The 20,906-nt window shown below is 63.5% G+C and carries 21 protein-coding genes and 1 pseudogene; 14 read left to right on the top strand and 8 right to left on the bottom strand.

Annotated elements, in window-relative coordinates:
• The first annotated feature begins 70 nt into the window (after positions 1 to 70).
• The 3 genes from EA472_RS10485 (at position 71) to EA472_RS10495 (ending at position 4,663) form a co-directional block, all read left to right on the top strand.
• Positions 71 to 2,326, top strand: a complete 2,256-nt coding sequence (locus EA472_RS10485; RefSeq protein ID WP_124191465.1) for an NADP-dependent malic enzyme — start codon at positions 71 to 73, stop codon at positions 2,324 to 2,326.
• Positions 2,327 to 2,687: 361 nt separating this feature from the next.
• Entirely contained in the window at positions 2,688 to 4,097 is a 1,410-nt protein-coding gene (locus EA472_RS10490; RefSeq protein ID WP_124191466.1) for an outer membrane protein assembly factor BamB family protein, read from the top strand.
• Positions 4,098 to 4,288: 191 nt separating this feature from the next.
• Positions 4,289 to 4,663: a 30S ribosomal protein S8e gene (locus tag EA472_RS10495; RefSeq protein ID WP_124191467.1), complete on the top strand. Its 375-nt coding sequence runs from the start codon at positions 4,289 to 4,291 to the stop codon at positions 4,661 to 4,663.
• Positions 4,664 to 4,759: 96 nt separating this feature from the next.
• Here the strand turns inward: EA472_RS10495 and EA472_RS10500 are convergent, their stop codons facing one another.
• Positions 4,760 to 5,755, bottom strand: coding sequence for a phosphate uptake regulator PhoU (locus EA472_RS10500; protein WP_124191468.1), 996 nt, complete (start codon positions 5,753 to 5,755; stop codon positions 4,760 to 4,762).
• A 204-nt stretch (positions 5,756 to 5,959) separates the two neighbouring features.
• Here EA472_RS10500 and EA472_RS10505 point away from each other — a divergent pair, with 204 nt between their 5' ends.
• From EA472_RS10505 to pstB, 4 genes are all read left to right on the top strand, one after another.
• Positions 5,960 to 7,006 carry a PstS family phosphate ABC transporter substrate-binding protein gene (locus tag EA472_RS10505; RefSeq protein ID WP_124191469.1) on the top strand — a complete coding sequence of 349 codons (1,047 nt, stop codon included), beginning with the start codon at positions 5,960 to 5,962 and terminating at the stop codon, positions 7,004 to 7,006.
• 14 nt (positions 7,007 to 7,020) lie between these two features.
• A complete protein-coding gene (gene pstC, locus EA472_RS10510; RefSeq protein ID WP_394341343.1) occupies positions 7,021 to 7,929 on the top strand; it encodes a phosphate ABC transporter permease subunit PstC in 909 nt (302 codons plus the stop codon).
• Positions 7,926 to 8,828, top strand: coding sequence for a phosphate ABC transporter permease PstA (gene pstA / locus EA472_RS10515; RefSeq protein WP_124191471.1), 903 nt, complete (start codon positions 7,926 to 7,928; stop codon positions 8,826 to 8,828). Before pstC ends, pstA begins: the two co-directional genes overlap by 4 nt.
• 235 nt (positions 8,829 to 9,063) lie before the next feature.
• Complete coding sequence (pstB, locus tag EA472_RS10520; RefSeq protein ID WP_124191472.1) at positions 9,064 to 9,924, top strand: phosphate ABC transporter ATP-binding protein PstB; 861 nt, start codon at positions 9,064 to 9,066, stop codon at positions 9,922 to 9,924.
• Positions 9,925 to 10,452: 528 nt separating this feature from the next.
• On the opposite strand, the pseudogene EA472_RS10525 reads toward pstB, so the two are convergent.
• Positions 10,453 to 10,649, bottom strand: a pseudogene (locus tag EA472_RS10525) (IS4 family transposase); the annotation flags it as partial.
• Between the two features lie 130 nt (positions 10,650 to 10,779).
• Positions 10,780 to 11,544, bottom strand: coding sequence for an HNH endonuclease (locus EA472_RS10530; protein WP_124191473.1), 765 nt, complete (start codon positions 11,542 to 11,544; stop codon positions 10,780 to 10,782).
• Positions 11,545 to 11,660: 116 nt separating this feature from the next.
• On the opposite strand from EA472_RS10530, the gene EA472_RS22500 reads away from it, so the two are divergent.
• Positions 11,661 to 11,813 carry a hypothetical protein gene (locus tag EA472_RS22500; RefSeq protein WP_165874870.1) on the top strand — a complete coding sequence of 51 codons (153 nt, stop codon included), beginning with the start codon at positions 11,661 to 11,663 and terminating at the stop codon, positions 11,811 to 11,813.
• Between the two features lie 188 nt (positions 11,814 to 12,001).
• Positions 12,002 to 12,217, top strand: a complete 216-nt coding sequence (locus tag EA472_RS10540; RefSeq protein WP_124191475.1) for a hypothetical protein — start codon at positions 12,002 to 12,004, stop codon at positions 12,215 to 12,217.
• Between the two features lie 63 nt (positions 12,218 to 12,280).
• On the opposite strand, the gene EA472_RS10545 is transcribed toward EA472_RS10540, so the two are convergent.
• From EA472_RS10545 to EA472_RS10555, 3 genes are all read right to left on the bottom strand, one after another.
• Entirely contained in the window at positions 12,281 to 13,747 is a 1,467-nt protein-coding gene (locus EA472_RS10545) for an RtcB family protein (protein ID WP_124191476.1), read from the bottom strand.
• 107 nt (positions 13,748 to 13,854) lie between these two features.
• A complete protein-coding gene (locus EA472_RS10550) occupies positions 13,855 to 14,919 on the bottom strand; it encodes a DoxX family membrane protein (protein ID WP_243637832.1) in 1,065 nt (354 codons plus the stop codon).
• 75 nt (positions 14,920 to 14,994) lie between these two features.
• The gene (locus EA472_RS10555) at positions 14,995 to 15,423 is read right to left on the bottom strand and encodes an archease (protein ID WP_124191478.1); all 429 of its coding nucleotides are present in this window, start codon (positions 15,421 to 15,423) and stop codon (positions 14,995 to 14,997) included.
• A gap of 209 nt (positions 15,424 to 15,632) precedes the next feature.
• Between EA472_RS10555 and EA472_RS10560 the strand changes: the two genes are divergently transcribed.
• From EA472_RS10560 to EA472_RS10575, 4 genes are all read left to right on the top strand, one after another.
• A complete protein-coding gene (locus EA472_RS10560; protein ID WP_124191479.1) occupies positions 15,633 to 16,109 on the top strand; it encodes a GNAT family N-acetyltransferase in 477 nt (158 codons plus the stop codon).
• A 106-nt stretch (positions 16,110 to 16,215) separates the two neighbouring features.
• Positions 16,216 to 17,391, top strand: a complete 1,176-nt coding sequence (priS, locus tag EA472_RS10565; protein WP_124191480.1) for a DNA primase small subunit PriS — start codon at positions 16,216 to 16,218, stop codon at positions 17,389 to 17,391.
• Complete coding sequence (locus EA472_RS10570) at positions 17,388 to 18,398, top strand: DNA replication complex subunit Gins51 (RefSeq protein ID WP_124191481.1); 1,011 nt, start codon at positions 17,388 to 17,390, stop codon at positions 18,396 to 18,398. The genes priS and EA472_RS10570 overlap by 4 nt, the downstream gene beginning before the upstream one ends.
• Before the next feature lie 110 nt (positions 18,399 to 18,508).
• Positions 18,509 to 18,988 carry a peroxiredoxin gene (locus EA472_RS10575; RefSeq protein WP_124191482.1) on the top strand — a complete coding sequence of 160 codons (480 nt, stop codon included), beginning with the start codon at positions 18,509 to 18,511 and terminating at the stop codon, positions 18,986 to 18,988.
• Positions 18,989 to 19,067: 79 nt separating this feature from the next.
• Here EA472_RS10575 and EA472_RS10580 read toward each other — a convergent pair whose 3' ends face one another.
• Positions 19,068 to 19,571 carry a DUF7344 domain-containing protein gene (locus EA472_RS10580; RefSeq protein WP_124191483.1) on the bottom strand — a complete coding sequence of 168 codons (504 nt, stop codon included), beginning with the start codon at positions 19,569 to 19,571 and terminating at the stop codon, positions 19,068 to 19,070.
• 172 nt (positions 19,572 to 19,743) lie between these two features.
• The gene (locus EA472_RS22505; protein WP_165874871.1) at positions 19,744 to 19,914 is read right to left on the bottom strand and encodes a DUF7563 family protein; all 171 of its coding nucleotides are present in this window, start codon (positions 19,912 to 19,914) and stop codon (positions 19,744 to 19,746) included.
• A 639-nt stretch (positions 19,915 to 20,553) separates the two neighbouring features.
• Between EA472_RS22505 and EA472_RS10585 the strand changes: the two genes are divergently transcribed.
• A complete protein-coding gene (locus tag EA472_RS10585; protein ID WP_124191484.1) occupies positions 20,554 to 20,886 on the top strand; it encodes a helix-turn-helix domain-containing protein in 333 nt (110 codons plus the stop codon).
• Positions 20,887 to 20,906: the final 20 nt, after the last annotated feature.

The following is a 20,906-nucleotide window of genomic DNA, read 5'->3' on the forward strand; positions in this document are numbered from 1 at the left end:
TCGTGATGTTCGACAATCGACGAATACCCCTTTCGCATTGCTTTTAATGGTAGGCCACAGTGGGTTCTGTATGGGACTGGACGAGGACGCACTCGAGTACCATCGGACGGATCCGCCGGGAAAGATCGAGATTTCGACGACGAAACCGACGAATACACAGCGCGACCTCTCGCTCGCTTACTCCCCGGGCGTGGCCGCACCGTGTACGGAGATCGACGAAGACGAAACGGAGGCCTACACGTACACGGCGAAAGGAAATCTCGTAGGCGTCGTTTCGAACGGGTCCGCGGTGCTCGGACTCGGAGACATCGGAGCGCAGGCGTCGAAGCCCGTCATGGAGGGCAAGGGCGTGCTGTTCAAGCGCTTCGCGGATATCGACGTCTTCGACATCGAACTCGACGAGGCCGACCCGGAGAAACTCGTCGAGGCCGTCAAGATGATGCAGCCGACGTTCGGCGGCATCAACTTAGAGGACATCAAAGCGCCGGAGTGTTTCACGATCGAGGAGCGACTGCGCGAGGAGATCGGCATCCCTGTCTTCCACGACGACCAGCACGGGACAGCGATCATCTCCGGCGCGGCGCTTCTCAACGCTGCCGACATCGCGGGCAAGGAGCTCGACGATCTCGAGATCGTTTTCTCCGGAGCGGGCGCGAGTGCGATCGCGACGGCCCGGTTTTACGTCTCGCTCGGCTGTCGAAAGGAAAACGTCACGATGTGTGACTCCTCGGGAATCATCACCGAGGCCCGCGCGGACCGTGGCGACGTCAACGAGTACAAACAGGAGTTCGCGCGCGACGTGCCCGAGGGCGATCTCGCTGACGCGATGGAGGGCGCGGACGTCTTCGTCGGCCTCTCGATCGGCGGCCTCGTCTCACAGGAGATGGTCCAGTCGATGGCGGACGATCCGATCGTCTTCGCGATGGCCAATCCGGATCCGGAGATCGGCTACGAGGAGGCGAAGGCGGCGCGCGACGACACCGTCATCATGGCAACCGGCCGATCGGACTATCCGAACCAGGTCAACAACGTCCTCGGATTCCCCTTCATCTTCCGGGGCGCACTCGACGTGCGCGCGACCGAGATCAACGAGGAGATGAAAGTCGCCTGTGCCGAGGCCCTCGCCGACCTCGCCCGCCAGGACGTGCCCGACGCGGTCGTCAAAGCCTACGGCGACGATCCGATCCAGTACGGACCCGATTACATCATTCCGAAGCCCGTCGATCCGCGCGTTCTCTTCCGGGTCGCGCCGTCGATCGCGGAAGCGGCGATGGAGTCCGGAGCCGCCCGCGTGGAGATCGACCTCGACGAATACGAAGAGGAACTCGAGGCCAGACTCGGCAAGTCCCGCGAGATGATGCGGGTCGTGCTCAACAAGGCCAAGAGCGATCCGAAGACCGTCGCGCTCGCGGAGGGCGAAAACGAGAAGATGATCCGAGCCGCCTACCAGATCCAGGAACAGGGAATCGCGATGCCGATTCTCATCGGCGAAGAGAGCGAGATCCGTCGAACGGCGGCGAATCTCGGACTCGACTTCGAGCCGCAGGTGGCCGACCCCTCGGTCGGCGACTACGAGGAGTACGCAGATCGACTTCACGAGCTTCGCCAGCGCAAGGGGATCACCCGGACCGAAGCGGGCGAGCTCATCGAGCGCGACACCAACTACTTCGGGAGCGTGATGGTCGAACAGGGCGACGCCGACGCCCTCATGACCGGGCTCTCGCACCATTACCCGTCCGCGCTCCGGCCGCCGTTGCAGGTGATCGGAACCGCCGAGGACGTCGACTACGCCGCCGGGGTCTACCTGCTGACGTTCAAAAACCGCGTCATCTTCGTCGCCGACGCCACGGTCAACCAGTCGCCCGACGAGGACGTGCTCGCGGAGGTGACCAAACAGACGGGCAAACTCGCTCGCCGGTTTAACGTCGAACCGCGCGCCGCGTTGCTCTCGTACTCGAACTTCGGTAGCGTCGACAACGAGAACACTCGAAAGTCACGACGTGCCGCGAAGATGCTCCAGAACGATCCGGAAGTCGACTTCCCGGTCGACGGAGAGATGCAGGCCGACACCGCCGTCGTCGAGGACATCCTCGAGGGGACGTACGGCTTCTCTGAACTCGACGAGCCGGCAAACGTCCTCGTCTTCCCGAACCTCGAGTCGGGCAACATCGGCTACAAGCTGCTCCAGCGACTCGGCGGCGCGGACGCCATCGGACCGATGCTCGTCGGAATGGACGAGCCGGTCCACGTCCTCCAGCGCGGCGACGAGGTCAAGGACATCGTGAATCTGGCTGGCGTTGCGGTCGTCGACGCACAACAGGAGTAGCGCGGTTCGGAGCGAACGCGGTTCGGAGCGAACGCGGTTCGGAGCGAACGCGGTTCGGAGCGAACGAAGTGAGCGAGAACCGCGAAGAAGCGAGCGGGGAGGGACGACCCGCGAGCCAGACGAAGTGAGCGAGAACCGCGAAGAAGCGAGCGGGGAGGGACGACCCGCGAGCCAGACGAAGTGAGCGAGAACCGCGAAGAAGCGAGCGGGGAGGGACGACCCGCGAGCCAGACGAAGTGAGCGAGAACCGCGAAGAAGCGAGCGGGGAGGGACGACCCGTGAGGAGCGCGGTTCGCCACGATGCGGTCCGAAACCGGCAGGATTTTTCTACTCGACCCACCGTAGACGAACGAGAAGGGGCGTGAACGGGGAAAAAACCGGAGGCGAACGACCTCGAGCCGAATTCGAACGCCTCTCTAGGCGGGGATTGCTCGCGGGCGTCGGCGCGGCCGGGAGTCTTACGCTCGTCGGCTCGAGCGCGCGGGCCCGGCGAACGGTGCCCGACTGCGCGGGGGCGACGGCCGACGCGGGACCCGTACACGCGCCTAGACCCGTCGACGACGACGTCACGATGTTTCGACGCGGACTGCGCCGGTACGGCTTCTACCCGGAGGTGACGGTCCCGTCCGCCGTTCGCGTCGACTGGTCGGCTCCGATCAACCGCATCGGCCACACCGCGGCGAAGTCGACGCCCAGGCCGACGCCGGACGGCGAAACGATCCTTGTCGCGGGCGATACGGGCGTCGTCCACGCCTTTACGCCCGAGGGCGACGAGCGGTGGAGTCTCGAGACGGCGGCTGGACGGAGCCTCGGCTTTCACGGCACGCCGGCGGTCGTCGGCGACGTCGCGTACGTCGGCGGCTACGACGGCGCGCTGTACGCGGTGGACGTGGAGACGGGCGAACTGATCTGGCGAACCGGGATCCGCGAGTTCGACGGCTCGATTGCGATCGGTTCGAGCCCCGCTTACGTCGATGGGACGCTCTACCTCCTTGCGGAGTACAGCGATCCCGCGAGCGGCGCGCTCTGGGAGATCGACGCCGAAACCGGGACGCCGACCTGGAGCGACGACCGGATCTGGGGAATGCCCCACCCCTCGCCCGCGATCGACTGCGACGCCGGACGACTGGTCACCGGCTCGAACGACGGCGTCGTCTACTGCTGGGAGTTTCCGTCGCTCGAGTTCGCCTGGTCGTTCCAGGCTGGCGGCGAGGGCGGTCCCGACGGCGAGCCGATGGCCGGCGGACGCTTTCACCTCGGCGCGGAGATCAAGGGGACGACGCCCGTCTACGACGGCGCGGCGTTCGTCGGCTCCTGGGACGGCCGCTTTTACCGCCTGAACCTCGAGGACGGCAGCGAGGAGTGGTCCTTCGAGACGGGCCGGGTAATCATGTCAAATCCGGCGGTCGATCCCGAGGAAGGGATCGTCTACGTCGGCAGCGACGACCGCCGCGTCTACGCGCTCGACGCCGAGACGGGCGACGAGTTGTGGTCGACCCACGTGGGCGGCCACGTCATCGGCTCGGTGACCGCCACCGCCGAGACGATCCTCGTCGGCTCGTACGACACGCACCTGTACGCGCTGGACAGGGAAACCGGAGAGCGACGGTGGCGCGTCGAAAATCGTGGACACGTCACCAGCGGCGCGATCCCGCGCGACGGTCGAATCTACTACGCAGAACGGGGCGTCTTCTCGAACTACTGGGACGACGACGAGGAGACCGTATTCGAGGGACCCGGACACGTTTACTGTCTCGTTCCCGACGAGTGATCCGGTTTACTGTCCGTCAGTTCCGACGCAACCGCGACACGGGCGGCGGGTACACCGGGACATCGGGACAGCAATCCGTATGAGCGCCGGTCCGACCTCGGAGCGGAGAACGGTCGGTCGGCCCGTCACGGCGCGTTCTGTAGTCGGCGCGAAAGCGTGCATTCAAGTATTCGCCGGATCTTTTCCCGGGTATGCAAGATCAGGGACGCTCTACGCGAAAGCGGACCGGCGGTCGACTGAAGAACGTACGAAAGCGCCGAAAGGACGAACTCGGCCGACTTCCGACCGAGACGCAGGTCGGCGAGCCCCGCTACCGAACCGTCGACGTTCGCGGTAACGGAACGAAAACCCGCGCACTGGCGACGGACGTCGCCACCGTGAACAAAGGCGGCGAGACGATCTCCGCCGAGATCGAAGACGTCCTCGAAAACGACGCGAACCCCAACTACGTTCGCCGAAACATCATCACGAAGGGTGCGATCATCGCCACCTCCGAGGGCGACGCCCGCGTCACCTCCCGCCCCGGCCAGACCGGACAGGTCAACGCCGTGTTGCTCGAGAACTGATCGTCCGCTGACTGTCGATTCTGGCCGATGAGAAACGGTTTCGCGAGCGAATGCGACCGCGAGGTTTTCCGGAACGTCCGTCGCGAGAGGCGCAGATCAAGGACGCGGTGCCGCCTTCTGTAAGGCCGTCTCGGCGATGTTGCCGCCGTAGTCGGCGCTTCGAGATAACGAGTCGACGATCAACCCCAGTGATTGCGCCTGGACGGGCTCGAGGTCGCGGAGCATGTCGTCGATCGTTCGGGTGTGTTCGTCGATCTCGAGGACGGCCTCACGAGCCGCGTGCCCGAGCCGGTTCGCCTCGTCGGTTTCCTCGGCGAACAGCGCGTCCATCGACTTCTGCAGGACGTCCGACGCGTCCGTGTGGAGTTCGGTGAGCGCCTCGGCGACCGACTCCGGAATGTCGTCGAGTTTGAGCGCGAGGTTGCTGATCTTGGCGGCGTGGTCGGCGACGCGCTCGAGCTGGCGCGCGCTCGAGTGAAAGTCGAAACAGTCCTCGCGGGGAACGCCGAGTTCCTCCGCGGCTTTCGGCGACCGGAGCGTCGCTCGAAAGATGCGGGAGACGACCAGCCACAGTCGGTCGACGTCGTCGTCGCGCTCGATGACGTCGTAGGCGATGTCGTCGTCGTTCTCGATGAGTGCGGTGACCGCGTCCGCGAGCATCGACGTTGCAATGAGACGCATCCGCGAGACGGCGTTGACGATCGACAGCTCCGAGGAGTCGAGCAAGTCCTGGATGACGACGCTATCGGTCGTCTCCTCTAACACCTCGACGCCGACGAGGCTCTGGGTCGCGTCGCGGATCGCCCGACGCTGATCCGTCGTGATCCGGCCGGCCTCGAGACGGATGATGTCGAACCCGCTTACGTACATCGTCATCACGGCCCGGGTGAGCCGTTCGCCCTCGAGATCGGAGACGTCGAGCGTCCCCTCCTGTCGCTCGGTGTCACTCTGTGGTGTCAACAGCAGGGAGTCGTCTTCCGGATAGAATTCGACGGTCGTCCCGGCGCTCACGTCGTTGGCCGTCGCCCACCCTTTCGGAAGCGAGACGGTGTACGTCGAGCCGCCCGTCACCTGAACCTTGCGCGTCTCCATAGTTCGGTTTCGAATCACGGAGCCATAAATATGATTGAATCCGATTCCGGACGCAGATCTCCGGCTACTGAGGTTCGAGGTTCGTTACTTTTCTGGGTACAGTCCTAACGAGGTGTATCGGACCATGGTCAACGATTGTCCCACATAGAGATATATAGGGAACATAGTAGAGTATTTAGACAAAATGTCGCCACTACACAGTTGATGGCAAACGAGCCGACAGCAGGCCGGGCCGGTGGACTCTCACGCCGGCGCGTTCTCCTCGGCGTTGCCGGAACCACACTTTCTGCGTTGGCCGGGTGTATTGCACGCGGCCGGGAGACGGATCTCGAGGGGGAGATCCTGATGGACGGCAGCAATACGGTGTTGCCCCACGGGGCAGTCGTCTCCGAAGAGTTCCAGTGGCGCAACAATCGCGTTCAGATTCCGGTTCGGGGATCCGGAACGGGAGCGGGATTTCAGCGGTTCTGTGACGGCGAAACGGACGTCCAGAACGCGAGCCGTCGAATCTTCGACGACGGCGGCGACGACGAGGGTGCGCTGTGTGAGGCCAACGGGATCGAGTACGTCGAACTCCAGACGGCACTCGACGGGATCGCCGTCTACGTCAATCCCGAAAACGACTGGTGTGACTGTCTCACGACGGACGAACTCGAGCGAATCTGGGAGTCCGGTTCGGATATCGACACGTGGAGCGACGTTCGCGACGAGTGGCCGGACGAAGAACTGGAGCTGTACGGGCGCGATCCGGCGTCCGGGACGTTCGATTACTTTACCGAAGAGATCACCGGTGAGGTGGGTAACATCCGGTCGGACTACTCCGCGAGCGCGGATACGAACGTCATCGTTCGCGGCGTTCGCGGCGATCGATACGCGCTGGGGTTCGGCGGGGCGGGCTACTACTACGAGAACGAAGACGACCTCGAACTCGTCGCCGTTGACGACGGAGACGCCTGCATCGAGCCGACGAGATCGTCGATCGAGGACGGTTCGTACGAGCCACTGACCCGTCCGCTGTACACCTACTTCCGCGCCGACGCGCTGGAACGCGAGGAGGTTCGCGCCTTCGCGCAGTTTTACTTCGAGGAGATCGACGGACCGGCGACCGAGGCCGACGTCGTCGAATCCGGCGAAACGCTCTCGTGGACGCAGTGGGGGGCCCGCCGCGTCGGATTCTACGGAATCTCCGACGAACGACTCCAGGAGGAAGCGCAAACGCTCAGACACGCGATTGCAGAGGTGCTGGAATGAGTGACGACGACCCGATGAACATCACGGCCGGCAGTTCGGGAAGCATCGACGATCGAAAGAACGCGGCGATTCGATACGTGTTCTTTTCGTGTGCGTTCGTGACGGTGTTGACGACCCTCGGGATTATTCTCGTGCTGGTTCAGGGATCGATCGAGTTCTTCCAGCACGTCTCGATCGTCGAGTATCTTACCGAGACCGAGTGGTCGCCCGTCATCAGTCCCCACAGTTACGGCGTGTTGCCGCTGGTCTGGGGGACGCTCGTCATCACCATCGGATCGGCGCTGATCGCGATCCCCGTCGGGACGGCGACCGCGATCTACCTGAGCGAGTACGCAGACCCCCAGGTCAGAAAGACGGTCAAACCGACCCTCGAGATCCTCGCGGGGATCCCGACGATCGTCTACGGATTTTTCGCGCTGTCGTTCATCACGCCTCTGATCCAGCGATTCTACCCCGAAACCGGGACGTTCAACGCGGCCGCGGGTGCGATCGTCGTCGGAATCATGATCATCCCGATGGTCTCGAGTCTGAGCGAGGACGCGATGTCGGCGGTGCCAGACGATCTCCGTAACGCGGCGTACGGACTCGGAGCGACGAAGTTCGAGGTCTCGACGAGCGTCGTCGTCCCCGCGTCGCTGTCGGGCGTGATCGCTTCGTACATCCTCGCGCTCTCGCGGGCGATCGGCGAGACGATGGCGGTGACGCTCGCGGCGGGGATGCACCCACAGATCACGGTCGATCCGCTGGAGCCGATTCAGACGATGACCGCGTACATGGTCCAGATCGGAATCAGCGACGTATCGGTGGGATCGATCGGATACCAGAGCCTGTTTGCCGTCGGGTTGACGTTGTTCGTGATGACGCTCTCGATGAATCTGCTCAGCCTGTGGATCAAATCGCGCTACAGGGAGGAGTACCAATGAGCACGGGCAATCCCTTCGCGGAAGGCACCGAGGACATCGCGAGAAAGCGACTGATCGGTCGCGCGTTCGTCGCAATCTGTTTCGCCTCCACGCTGGTCGGTATCGTCGCGCTCGTCGCCCTGATCGCGGACGTCCTCGTCGAGTCGTGGGGGTGGGTCACCTGGGAGTTCCTGACGTATCCGCCGTCGCAGGTCATCGAGAACTTCCTGCCCGGCGGACGCGGAGCTGGAATCTATCCAGCCCTCGTCGGATCGATCTTCCTCATCGCGCTGACCGCCGTCTTCACGGTCTTTCTCGGCGTCGGTGCGGCGGTCTACCTCGAGGAGTACGCGTCGGAAAATCGGTTGACGTCGTTCATCGAGGCTAACATCGCGAATCTCGCCGGCGTTCCGTCGATCGTTTACGGGCTACTCGGACTCGCGATCTTCGTCAGGAGCGTGCAACTGGGCTCGAGTCTCATCGCCGGCGCGCTGACGCTGACGCTGTTGATCCTGCCGATCGTCATCGTCTCGACTCAGGAGGCGCTCCGGTCGGTTCCCGACAGCCAGCGCCAGGCGGCCTACGGCGTCGGTGCGACGCAGTGGCAGGTGATCCGCGACGTCGTCTTGCCGCGGGCGCTTCCGGGCATCATGACCGGAACCATTCTCTCGCTCTCGCGGGCGATCGGCGAGACTGCACCGATCCTGATGGTCGGTGCGGCCACGTCGCTGTTCGTAGCCCCGGACGGGTTGACGGCTCCGTTCAGCGCCATGCCGATGATGATTTTCGAGTGGGCGTCCCGTCCGGATCCCGAGTTCCAGCACGTCGCGGCTGCGGGGATCGTCGTCCTTCTGACGATACTGTTGCTGATGAACGCGGTTGCGATCCTGATCAGGAACCGGTACGATCCCCGGAGCTGATCGCCGCTCCACCGATTTTCCCTCTCAAGCAAAAATCTATATAGTCGGACGTAGACAACCTTCCCTGAACGTAGCCAACATAGTATCCTATTTACTCCGCGACGGCCGTAGATTTCGACGTGTCAGGTGAGTGTTTCGGCACGTCTGCGGGCGTCGCGCTCGAAATCGGGTGGATCGACGAACGAACGAATCCGAAACGAGCGCTCGACTATACCCGGCGAACACCCAACTAGATATGAATACGAACGGCGGTGGACCACGAACGGTATCGAAACCGAAAGTCAGCGACGACGAGACGAGTTCGGCAGTGGCCGGCGACGAACGCCGGAGCGGATCCCGCGTCGTCGACCCGGTCATCGAATCTCGGGATCTCGACGTCTACTACGGTGACGATCAGGCCCTCCACGGCATCGACATGGACATCCCGGAGCGACAGGTGACCGCGCTCATCGGTCCCTCCGGCTGTGGGAAGTCCACGTTTCTGCGTTCGATCAACCGAATGAACGACCTGATCGACATCGCCCGCGTCGAGGGGGACCTCCGGTTTCACGGCAAGAACGTCTACGACGACGACGTCGATCCCGTCGCCCTCCGACGCAAGATCGGCATGGTGTTTCAGAAACCGAACCCGTTCCCGAAGTCGATCTACGACAACGTCGCCTACGGCCTTCGGGTCCAGGGAAAAGACGTCGACGTCGACGAACAGGTCCACACCGCCCTCGAGCGCGCCGCCCTGTTAGACGAGGTCGAAGACCAACTCGACTCGAGCGGACTCGACCTCTCCGGCGGCCAACAGCAACGACTCTGCATCGCTCGCGCGATCGCACCCGATCCCGAGGTCATCCTGATGGACGAGCCGGCGTCCGCACTCGACCCCGTCGCGACCTCGAAGATCGAGGACCTCGTCGAGGAGCTTGCCGAATCCTACACGGTCGTCATCGTCACGCACAACATGCAACAGGCGGCTCGCATCTCGGACAAGACGGCGGTCTTTCTCACCGGCGGCCACCTCGTCGAGTTCGACGACACGAACAAGATCTTCGAAAATCCCGAGAGCGACCGCGTCGAGGACTACATCACCGGCAAGTTCGGCTAGCGGCTCTTCTCGTCGCCGCAGTGTCGTCGTTGCCTCGTTCGCATCGCGAACACCACTCGAGGCCATTGGTCTTTCGCTCTTCTGTACGTGATTGTTGCTACCGTTCGGTTCCTTGTTCGTTTGAACGGGACTAGCGTGTAGAACTACTCGTAGACGGCATCTCAGTTCGAAGCACTCACGGAAAATCGCAAGACTGCACTCTATCAACAATGTGCTACAGAAGAGTCTAGTGTTTATATCGCACTGTCCGGTGTGCCCGTTTATTCTGCTTTTCCCGCCTCATAAACTTGTAGAATCGAATATATAACTATGGCGGGTATGGCGAAAAAGAGTATAGCGTCGATCGGGTCTTCATCACCTATCGCATTAAAGAACACAGCAAATGTTAGTGCAACCAACACAGTATGAATTGCGCGTAGGTAGGAACCGCAAGGTTCCTTCGATTGATCCGTCATTTGTATTCAACCTCTACCGAACATTAATAAAACCACCGATTCCGATCTTGTGAAGAACATGTTTGCTGAGTCAGGTTCGTCTGAATGCCGCAAGCGTTCGGCTTCGCCCATCGCGAAGCCGAACGCGAACGACCAGACAAGCGGTGGAATCTGAAGCTTCCACTCGCACTCAACCACGCCGACATCCTAGACGTGGTCTTCGAGCGCTTCAGAGGGAAGGAGGTTAGTGAGCCGACGTTCAATATGACGTGAAGAGGGTTCTGTCTGCATAGCTGAAGCCTCCTCCTTCCTTCCAAAAAGATGTCGATAAGTCGCCGCAGTCACGCGATTCTTCGCTTAGCAAAAGACGGATGACGTCGAGGCAGTCGCGAACGTCCGGTCTCCGGTGGCCGTCGGTACGCTACAGCGAGGCCATTCCGGCCGAAAACAGCGCGAAGGCGACCGCGATCAGAATCGCCCAGCGAACGCCACGGTGGTTGCACAGAAATCGTAACGCCGTGTCGTCGATAAGTCGCTCGCGACGGGTTCGCGGCTCTCGACGGATCGCGACCTGGGACGGCGCGAACGCGCTCGGTCGAACTGGGGCGTCGGATTTGTGGCGGCCGAGTTCCGATCGTCCGAGGCGGCGGTTGCTCTCGAGCGCCTCCATCGTGCACCCTCGGTGCTCCTCGAGGAGGAGTCCCGCACAGGGCGTACAGACCGTGAGGTGGTTTCGGTTGCGCCGTGTTTCCCGCCGGGGAACGTCGGTCCAGGCGACGAGATTCGCGGGATCGACGCGTTCGGTTCCACAACGACTGCACAGCTGGTCGTCGGGTTCGCGCATTCGGGCGACCGGGTCGGGCGCGTCCGGTTTCGGAAACAACGGCGCGTCGTCTCGCACGTCGTCGAACGAACCGTTCGACTGGTGGATTACGCCGTGGCAGGGACGACAGAGCGTGAGCAAGTTCTCCAGCGCGTCGGGACCGCCTGCCGAGCGCGGAATCACGTGGTGTGCCTGCAGCGTTCGGTCGTCGCATCCACAGCGGGTACACGCGTATCCGTCCCGGCGAAGCGTCCGCTCTCTGAGTTTCGGCCAGCCGTCGCCGTAGCCTCGAGCGTCGGTGCGGTCGCCGCGAACGCCGTCGACGTCGCGATCACCACGGTCGCCGCCGTCGCGTTTCCCCATCGTTCGATTGTGCACTCTTCGATACCAAAGGTTCACCGGACGGTCCGTACTTCCGGTCACAACGAACGACGGTACCGACAGACTGGACAGGAGAGACTCCCGTCTTTGACGAGGAGATGGCTCCGTCCGCAGCGGCTGCACGGACAGCCGATCGAGACCCCGGCCTCGCGGGCGACGGCGCGGAGCGTGTTCTGGAGCTGGCGCAACTGTTCGTCCATCTCGTCGAGACGCTCGTCGATCGGATCGATCCGTCGGGTCCGACCCCGTGAACCTCGATCTCGGAAGCGAACCGGTGGTGTCATGTGAACCGATACGCGACCGAGGACGATAACGACGTACGTCTTTCGGTTGGAATCACCGGACGGCTAGACGGTCACGTCGGGGGACGAATCGGTTGACGACGGTTCGGGTCCGATCCGGCACAAAACCTACGCCGCGGGGGATCGAACGTGGCGACATGAACGAGGACATGCTCGACGACCAGCGCCGGCTCGTGGAGCTCATCGAAGCGGAAGGGTGGGAGGTCAGCGATCTCGAGCTGTCGGCCTACGACAGTCCGTGGTCCGACGAGGACGATCCCGAGGCGACGGTGACGGTGACGGCGCGAAAGCCCTACGAGCGGTCCGACGGCGACGAGGACGACGAGGACGAGAATCCGTTTCGCCTGAAGTGAGCCGGGGGCGTCGGCCGTTCCGGCGTACTCCCGCGATCGAGTACGTTTGAACGTATCGTGGCGTCACCCCTTGATGTTGCACACCGGGAACGTTCGCGCGACTTTGTCGCCGATGCCGAGCGCGTCGGAGACTCGTACGACTTCGTCGACGTCCTTGTAGACGCCCGGCGCTTCCTCCGCGACCGTCGCACCCGACTGGGCTTTCACGTAGATTCCCTGTTGTCCCTCGAGTTCGTCCTGGACGTCGCCGCCCCAGTACTCGTTTTTCGCCTGCGTTCGGCTCATGAGCCGGCCAGCGCCGTGGGCGGTAGAGCCGAACGTGAGATCCATCGAGCGCTCGCCGCCCCGAAGCACGTAGCTTCCGGCACCCATGCTGCCGGGGATGATCACCGGTTGGCCGACGGTTCGGTACGCTCTGGGCACCTCGGGGTGGCCCGCGGGAAACGCCCGCGTCGCACCCTTTCGGTGAACGTACAGCTCGCGTTGCTCGCCGTCGACGTCGTGGACTTCCTTTTTCGCGATGTTGTGTGCGACGTCGTACAGCAGCTCCATCTCCATCTCCTCCCAGGAGCGGTCGAACACGCGCTCGAAGACGCGTCGCGTGCGGTGCATGATGAGCTGGCGGTTGACCCACGCGAAGTTGATCGCGGCGTTCATCGCACCGTAGTACTCCCGGGCGAGCTGGGAACCGGCCGGTGCCGCGGCCAGTTCCTTGTCCGGAAGCCGGTCGAGCAGCCCCTTGTGCTGTCGTTCGATCTTTCGGAGGTAGTCGTTACACGTCTGGTGGCCGAGCCCGCGCGAGCCACAGTGGATCAACACGACGATCTGGTCTTCCTCGAGACCGAACGCCTCGCCGATCTCGTCGTCGAAGACGTCGGTCACGCGCTGGACCTCGAGGAAGTGGTTGCCCGACCCGAGCGAGCCGATCTGGTTCTTCCCGCGGTCTTTGGCCTTCTGGCTTACGGCGTCGGGATCGGCTTCCTCGCGCATTCCCTCGTCCTCGCAGTGGAGCAGGTCGTCCTCGACGGCGTGGCCGTTTTCGAGCGCCCAGTCGACGCCGCGGGCGAGAATCTCGTCGACGGTGTCTACGCCCGACTCGACGATTCCGCCGCCGCCCAGTCCCGACGGCACGTTGGCGAACAGGGAGTCGACGAGTTCGCGCTCGCGGCCGTTCAGGTCGTCGTAGGTCAGATTCGTCCGCATCATCCGGACGCCGCAATTGATATCGTAGCCGACGGACCCGGGGGAGATGCAGCCGTCCTCGGCGTCCATCGCGCCGACGCCGCCGACCGGGAAGCCGTACCCCTGGTGGCCATCGGGCATGCAGATGGCGTACTTCGTGATCCCCGGCAGGTGGGTCGTGTTTCTGATTTGCTCGAGGGTCTTGTCCTCTTTGATCTCCTCGAGGAGCGCCTCGCTCGCGAGAACGCGCGCGGGGACGCGCATCTCTCCCTCCCGTGGAATCTCCCAGACGAACTCGCTCACCCGCTCGAGGGTGACGTCGTCCGCGTCGAAGGTGACGTCGCTCATACGTATCAGTCCGGTCTCGACGGTGAAAGGTGTTCGTCTCCGCGACCGCTGTCGGGCAGTTTCGGTTGCCGTTCCAGCGTCCGCTGTCGGGGCTCTCGCGGGGCGGTTCAGGGCCCGTCGGTCGGCGTCGCGTCGAGTCGATCGGCGTCGGTCTCGATGCGCTCGAGGTGCTCGTCGAGCGCGTACGGTCCGCCGCCGGTGATGAGCAGGACGGACGCCATTCCGAACAGCCCGACGTGAGCGAGGACGGGATCGTCGGGCAGGGCGAACAGGGTGAGCGTGAAGACGGCGATAGCCGTGGCCGCGGTCGCGCGCGTGAAAAAGCCGGCGAGCAGCGCCAGCCCCAGACCGACCTCGGCCAGTCCGGCACCCAGCACCCACAGCTCCGGCGCAACCGGAACGGCCGCGGTGAGCTCGTACCGGTCGACGACGCCGAGTGCCAGCCCCGGTCGAAGGATCTTCTGGGTCAGCCCGAGATAGACGAACGTGACGCCGAGGCCGACTCTAACGACGGTTGGAAGATACCGCTCGGCGGAGTCGATCCGATCTCGAACCGATCGCGCGCGATCGTGGACCGGATCGAGCCGCCCGTAAAGCGTCCCCGGCGTACCCGCCAGCCGGCCGAGGACGTGATCCGCGCTGGGTCGACCGCCGCCGACCAGCGCGATCGCAGCGAGGCCGCCCACGAACTCGACCTGGAGGAGCAGCGTCGGCCAGACGGCGACGCCCGCGAGGTAGACCGAGAGCGCGACTAGGGCGACGACGCGGGTTCCCAGGCCGAACAACAGGAGGAATCCGAGCGCGACCTGGAGGAGTCTGAGGTCGACTTCGACCGCCGGACTGACGAAGTAGCCGCTGAATCCGGCACCGATCAGCGGAATGCCGAACGAGATTCGCAACAGCCACGGGACGTACTCGACGTACTCCCGCATCGCGAACCGAAACGCGGCGACGTCGCGCTGGACCGGTCGAACGACCAGATACGCCGCGAGCGTCGCGACGACGACGAGCGCGCCCGCGACCAGCGGTCCGACGACGAACGGATCGGCCAGCGCCTCGAGCAGAAACTCGCGGAGGCCGACGTCGCGTTCGTCCTCGACCACGTACTCCTCGTGGGCGCTCACGACGTCGATCGATACCGCGGCAAGCAACACGAGCCCCGCCGCGCCGATCGTCGAACGCGCCCGGATCGAACGGGTCACCGTCGACGGCTACCACGGCCGCGGTCAAATGCACTCGGGCGGAACTCACACGTCGAAGACGACGTACACTTCCCACCCGCCGCCGACGCGTTCGACTCGCATCTCCGAGTACGTGACGGCCTTGACGTCGCGGGCGACGATCTCCGAGAGCGGAATGCCGCGCGCGCTCGCCTCGAGCGTCCAGCGCTCGTCGCCGTCGTCGTCGCGACGAATGCGTTCAACCCGATTGTCGACCGGAAGCTCGGACCGGACGTCCCGAAGGTAGATCAGTTCGTCGAGATAATCGAACAGCAACGCCTCCCGCCCCTCCGCAGTCACGGAGACGGAGAACCGATCGCCGACGTCCGACGGCGGCTCGTCGTCCCGCGACGCGGCGGCCAGTCCGTCCGCGGTCGCGGCGAAGACCGCCTCGAGCGTGTCGCCGGTCGCCGCGACCGCGACGTCGGCGGTGTGGTCGCGAAGTTCGTACTCCATTGGACGAACGCTACGATCGTCGGCGTGGTATGTCCGTCGTTTCCGACGGACGGACCGATGCAATCGACGGCGGTCGCGGTGGCGACCGGACCGGAGGGCGAATCGTGTCGACGATTCGTCGAAAAGTGCGAGACGTGTCGGCGGCGTCTGACGTTCTCGATGGCCGACTGCCGGTGGAATTATATTGGCCACGATGTAATGGTGTGATAGTGAGCGTCAACATCGACAGTCGGGTCGTCACGCCGGGGAGTGACGACTTCGTCGACGAAGCCTGGCAGCTCAAAGAGGAGATCAAACGTCAGGAGGGTGTGCTCAAGCAGCGATACGACTTCTTCACCGACGCCTATCGCCGCTCGACGGTTCACTGCTACCTTCAGGAGAGTGAACTGGTCGGATTCGCCGCCGTCAGACGCGACGGCTACATTCTCTTTCTGGCGGTCGATTCCGACTGTCGGGGACTCGGAATCGGCAAACAACTCGTCGCACACGTCGCCGAAGACCACGACTCGATCACCTGCCACGCCCGGACGAGCAACGAAAACGCCCTCCAGTTCTACGAACATCTCGGCTTCGAGATCAAACGCCGGATCGACAACTACTACGAAGACGGCGGCGACGCCTACTACCTCAAACTCGGCTCGGACGTCGGAATCACGGACCGGATCTCGGAACTGGTTCGGCGCTGAGCCGTCCTAGCGCAGGCGCTGGGGCCTCGGACCTCGGCCGAGCGGGCTCGAACCGAGTCGACCATTCGGCAGAATTAAACCCCCCGTCCGACGACTACCCAGGCGAATGGAGGAGCGAACGAGGGCGTATCTTCGGGGGCGATTTCGGGATCACTACCGCCGCACGGAGATTACGCCGCCGCCTGCTGCCAACGAGCGTGAATGGGGCTTTATCCCCTGGACCGACGGTCCCGGAACGACGATGGTCCGACACCGCTCGCTGCTCGAGCTCGGCGACCTCTCGGAGTTCCTCGTCCGAAAACGGCCCCGTCACGTCTACTTCTCGGCGGGACGGTTTCGCGACCCCGGCGCGAGTTCGATGAGCGCGAAGGACTGGCAGTCGGCCGATCTCGTCTTCGACCTCGACGCCGACCACCTCCCGTCGGTGACGCTGGGCGAGGACAGTTACGCGGAGATGCTCGAAAAGTGCAAGGCGGCCCTGTTTCGGCTGCTCGATTTTCTCGAAAACGACTTCGCGTTCGAGGACGTCGAAGTCGTCTTCTCCGGCGGGCGCGGCTACCACGTCCACGTCCGCGACGAGAACGTGGTACACCTGGAACGGGAACACCGCCGCGAGATCGTCGACTACGTCCGGGGAATCGGCCTCGACTTCGAGGAGCTGATCGAGACCGAAACCGTCGCCGGAATGGGCAGAAAGACGCCGACGGAGCGACGCACCCTTCGAATCGACGGCGGATGGGGACGACGAACCCACGAGCGGTTCATGGGGTTCGTCGACGGGTTGCTCGAGCTCGACGACGAGGAGGCGAAAGCGCGGCTACAGGAGTTCGACGGAATCGGCGAGGGAAAAGCCGAGGCGACGCTTAACGCCGCCAGAAACAACCGCGAGGGCGTAGCGTCCGGTAACGTGACCGTCCACACCGCGGTCGCCCAGCTGGCCGAGCGGTTCGCAACCCGGACCGTCGAGGCCGACAACGCGCCGATCGACGAGCCCGTGACGACGGATACGAACCGCCTCATTCGGCTTCCCGGCAGCCTTCACGGCGGGAGCGGGCTCGAAACGGTTCGCCTCGAACGGGACGAACTCGACGCGTTCGATCCGCTCACGGACGCGGTTCCGGAGACGTTTCGCGGCCAGGAGATCGCCGTCGACGTCACCGACGGCGGCGACGTCGAACTCGGTGGCGATATCTTTACGGTCTCCGAGGGAGACCAGTCACTCCCGGAGTACGTCGGCGTGTTCCTCATGACACGCGGCAGGGCCGAAAAGGAAAAAGAATGAATCTCGACGAGTTGCGCTCGGTCCAGAGCAAGGAGCGGAAAAAAGACAGTCTCCAGCACCTGCGCCCTTCGTTTTACCGGGAGGTCGGCGACTACATCGCCGACCTCGAGGCCGAACGCGACCGTGCGGCCGAGCGGGCCGACGACCCGTTCTCCTCGCCCGAGGTGGGTCGGCTCACCGACGAGATCGAAACCGCCAAAGACGTCGTCGAAGCGGTTTACGAGCGACGGATGGGCAAACTCGTCAAACAGGCGAGTCTCGCGGCCGCCGGCATGCAGGCCGACGACGAGGGACTGACGGCCGAGGAAGCCGACCTGTTCGACGACCTCGTCGACCGGATCGAATCCAACAAGACCCGCGTTCTCGACGTTCTCGAGGGGATCGAGGAATCGGGAGAACCGGGTCCAGGCGGCGACAATCCGGTGGCGGCCGCTCGAGCGGACGAACGGCGGGCCGCCGGCGAGGCGAACGACGTCGCCGGAGCGTCGCCGGAGCGTACCGTCGAGCCGTCCGCCCCGGACGTCTCCGACGATCCGCCGCCACCGCCGCTGGAACCCGACGCGCCGGACCAGACCGCCTCGAACGAGCCGACGAAGTCGGACGGTTCGAGCGGTGTCTCCGCAGCGGACGTCATGGGCGGCGACCGCGACCCGACCGACGGGTCGAATCCGACTCCGCCCGACACGAACGACGGTGACGTCCGTCCGACGGAGCCAGCCGAGACGCTCGACGGATCGGACGGGAAAACGACGGCGGACGGATCCGCGGGCGACTCGGACGGCCCAGGCGCGGGCGAGTCTGACGGCGAACCCACGGGGGATTCCGACGGTGTGGCGGCTGCGGAATCGGACGTCGACCGCGTCACCGTCAAGATCACCAGAGACGTCGGTTCGATCCTCGGCGTCGACGACCGCGAGTACACGCTGTCGGCCGACGACGTCGTGACCCTCCCCGAGCAGAACGCGACGCCGCTTGTCGACCGCGAAGCGGCCGAGCAACTCGAGTGAGACCGGGTTTCGACGCCAGCGCTTCGCTCACGTACAGCTGTCGGTTCGGACAGATCGCCGTCGCCGCCCGTAACCACAACACATACAACGGTCGTCTCTAACAGACGGCTATGCTCGACGTTGGCGACGAGGCACCCGAGTTCGAACTGCCGAATCAGCACGGCGAATCGGTCCGACGGTCGGATTTCGACGGCCAGCGACTCGTCGTCTACTTCTATCCGCGCGCGAACACGGACGGCTGTACGACCGAGGCGTGCGAGTTCGACGCGGCGAAACCGCGATTCGACGACAACGACGCCGCGGTCGTCGGCATCAGCGACGATCCGGTCCCCGACCTCGAGTCCTTCGCCGCGGAGTACGAGCTGGGATTCGATCTGCTCTCGGACGAGCTGGGGGAAGTCGCGACGCTCTACGACTCCTACGGCGAAAAGCAGCTGTTCGGGAACACGTTCGACGGCGTCTTTCGAAACACGTACGTCGTCGGTCCCGACGGCAGAATCGAAGCCGTCTACGAGGGCGTCTCTCCCGAGGGTCACGCCGAGGAAGTGCTCGAGGGGATCGAGATCGAATCGCAGGAGGCGACGCCGTGATCGAACTGCTCCCGTTCCGGCCGTTCCGAAGTCAGTCCGAAAGCTCGTGACGCAGACGCGTTCGAGACGGCTCGCGTACTCAGTTTAACAGCTGGTAGAGACTGCTCGCCGCGACGACGAGCAACACGAGGACGGTCGAGAGAACGGGATCGAGATTCGCGATCACCGGAATCTGCAGTCCGGCCAGTGCGACGAGGAGGAGTCCGAGGACGCTGATCGCGAGGTGAATCGCGAGCACGCTCGAGTAGTCGTCGTCGTGGCCGTCGATGTAGGTGAGTACGTCGGCGAAGTTCGGTCCCGGTTCGATCGTTTTCGCGTCGGAATCGTACTCGATGACCGCGTCCTCCTCGAGTTGCGGGAGGTGCGTCTGCTGGAGGGAGACGTAAACGCTCTTGTAGAGGTTGTTCGGAACTGGCGTCGAGTCGGACTCGTTCGAGGCGATCTCGGTCGCCACGTCGGAGACGTCGACCTGTCCGGACTCACGTGCGAGTAACTGGACGATCGCACGCCGTCTGTCGTTGCCGAGTATGTGAAACACTTCGCTTTCAGCGAGCGAATCGGATCGGCTCGTCTGGACAGACATTGATCAAGAGGAAATCCCGGGGCCGTTATCGACCGTTAGTCCACCATCAACCTTCATTAACGTGTGTCGTTTCGTCGACCAGTGACTTTAAGCTGCGGTATTCGTTTCCCTCCACCTGGTGGGAAAAATAGCGACGCTGGTCGATGCGGCTGTCGCGGGAAAAACGAACGATTCAGCTCGTTTCGTCGTGCGGGAGGTGACCGCCGGACTGCATCTCTCGGTAGGTCGTACAGCCGGGGCAGCCGTGAACGACGTCACCGTTATCTCCGAAGACGCGGGCGAACTGCTGGGTGACGTGGGTGCCGCAGTTTCGACAGCGTGCGCCCGCCGTCGACGATTCCATGGGTCGCCAGTTTTGCTGTGTGGATCTCATGATTGGGATAGTGGGAAACGGTCTCGCTGGGAACGGTACGGTCGGTCGACGCCGGGAAGCGTCGTCCGCCGCCTGTCAAGCCCGGTGTATCGGTCTGACCGTAGCCACGCCTCGTCGGGACAACCGACGGCCGCAGCGACGATCTCCGTCCGGGCATCACTACGACGGAGGGGGTCAGACGTGAATAAAGGACGCAGACCGTTCACTCGGTGGTCAGGGCTAGAGGCGTAGAAACACACTGTTTCCGCCGGTAGACCGGTGGTAGCGGTCGTATCCTCCCGTTTTCCGAAAACGAGGTGGAGACGACCTCAACGTGAGTTCAGATTACTTGCTCCGCATTCGCCTCCCAAACCCGCGGTTGAGCGACGATATCCACCCTCGAAATCGGAGATTTCGACCCCGAAATGCGAAATTTCGCAGAAGAATGACTTGCCTTCGAAGTAGAAGGTCCATCGTTATAAAATACCGTTCTCGCTTACAAGTTGAACCGCTAGAACGTGATGAAGGACCACCCACAACGGCCCGGCGCTGACCCGCTTACCTCGTATGGTCGCCTCTCGGCGCAGAGAGTGAACCATTCTCCTCTGGCGGACCGGATCATCCACAATAATGTCAACTAAAGCGAGTAATACGCGATTGGAACAGACGGCTGACCCTGCAGCACAGCTCGACGTGCTTGGGGATACGTGTGCACGAACGATCCTCATCGCGACGAGTGACGGACCCAAGACGGCAAAGGAACTGACGGAGCGAACGGACAGCTCGTCGGCGACCGTCTACCGACGGATCAACAGCCTCCTCGAGAGCGATCTCCTGATAGAGTGCGTGCGCTTCGAGGAAGACGGGTCGCATACGACCGCCTACGAGGCGACGGTCGAACGACTCGACGTGCGGATCGATGCGAACGGAATCGACGTTTCGATCGCCCGTCCCGACGAGTGAGAGACGCTACCGACGAGCGA

Source organism: Natrarchaeobius oligotrophus (assembly GCF_003841465.1).
Taxonomy (GTDB): Archaea; Halobacteriota; Halobacteria; order Halobacteriales; family Natrialbaceae; genus Natrarchaeobius; species Natrarchaeobius oligotrophus.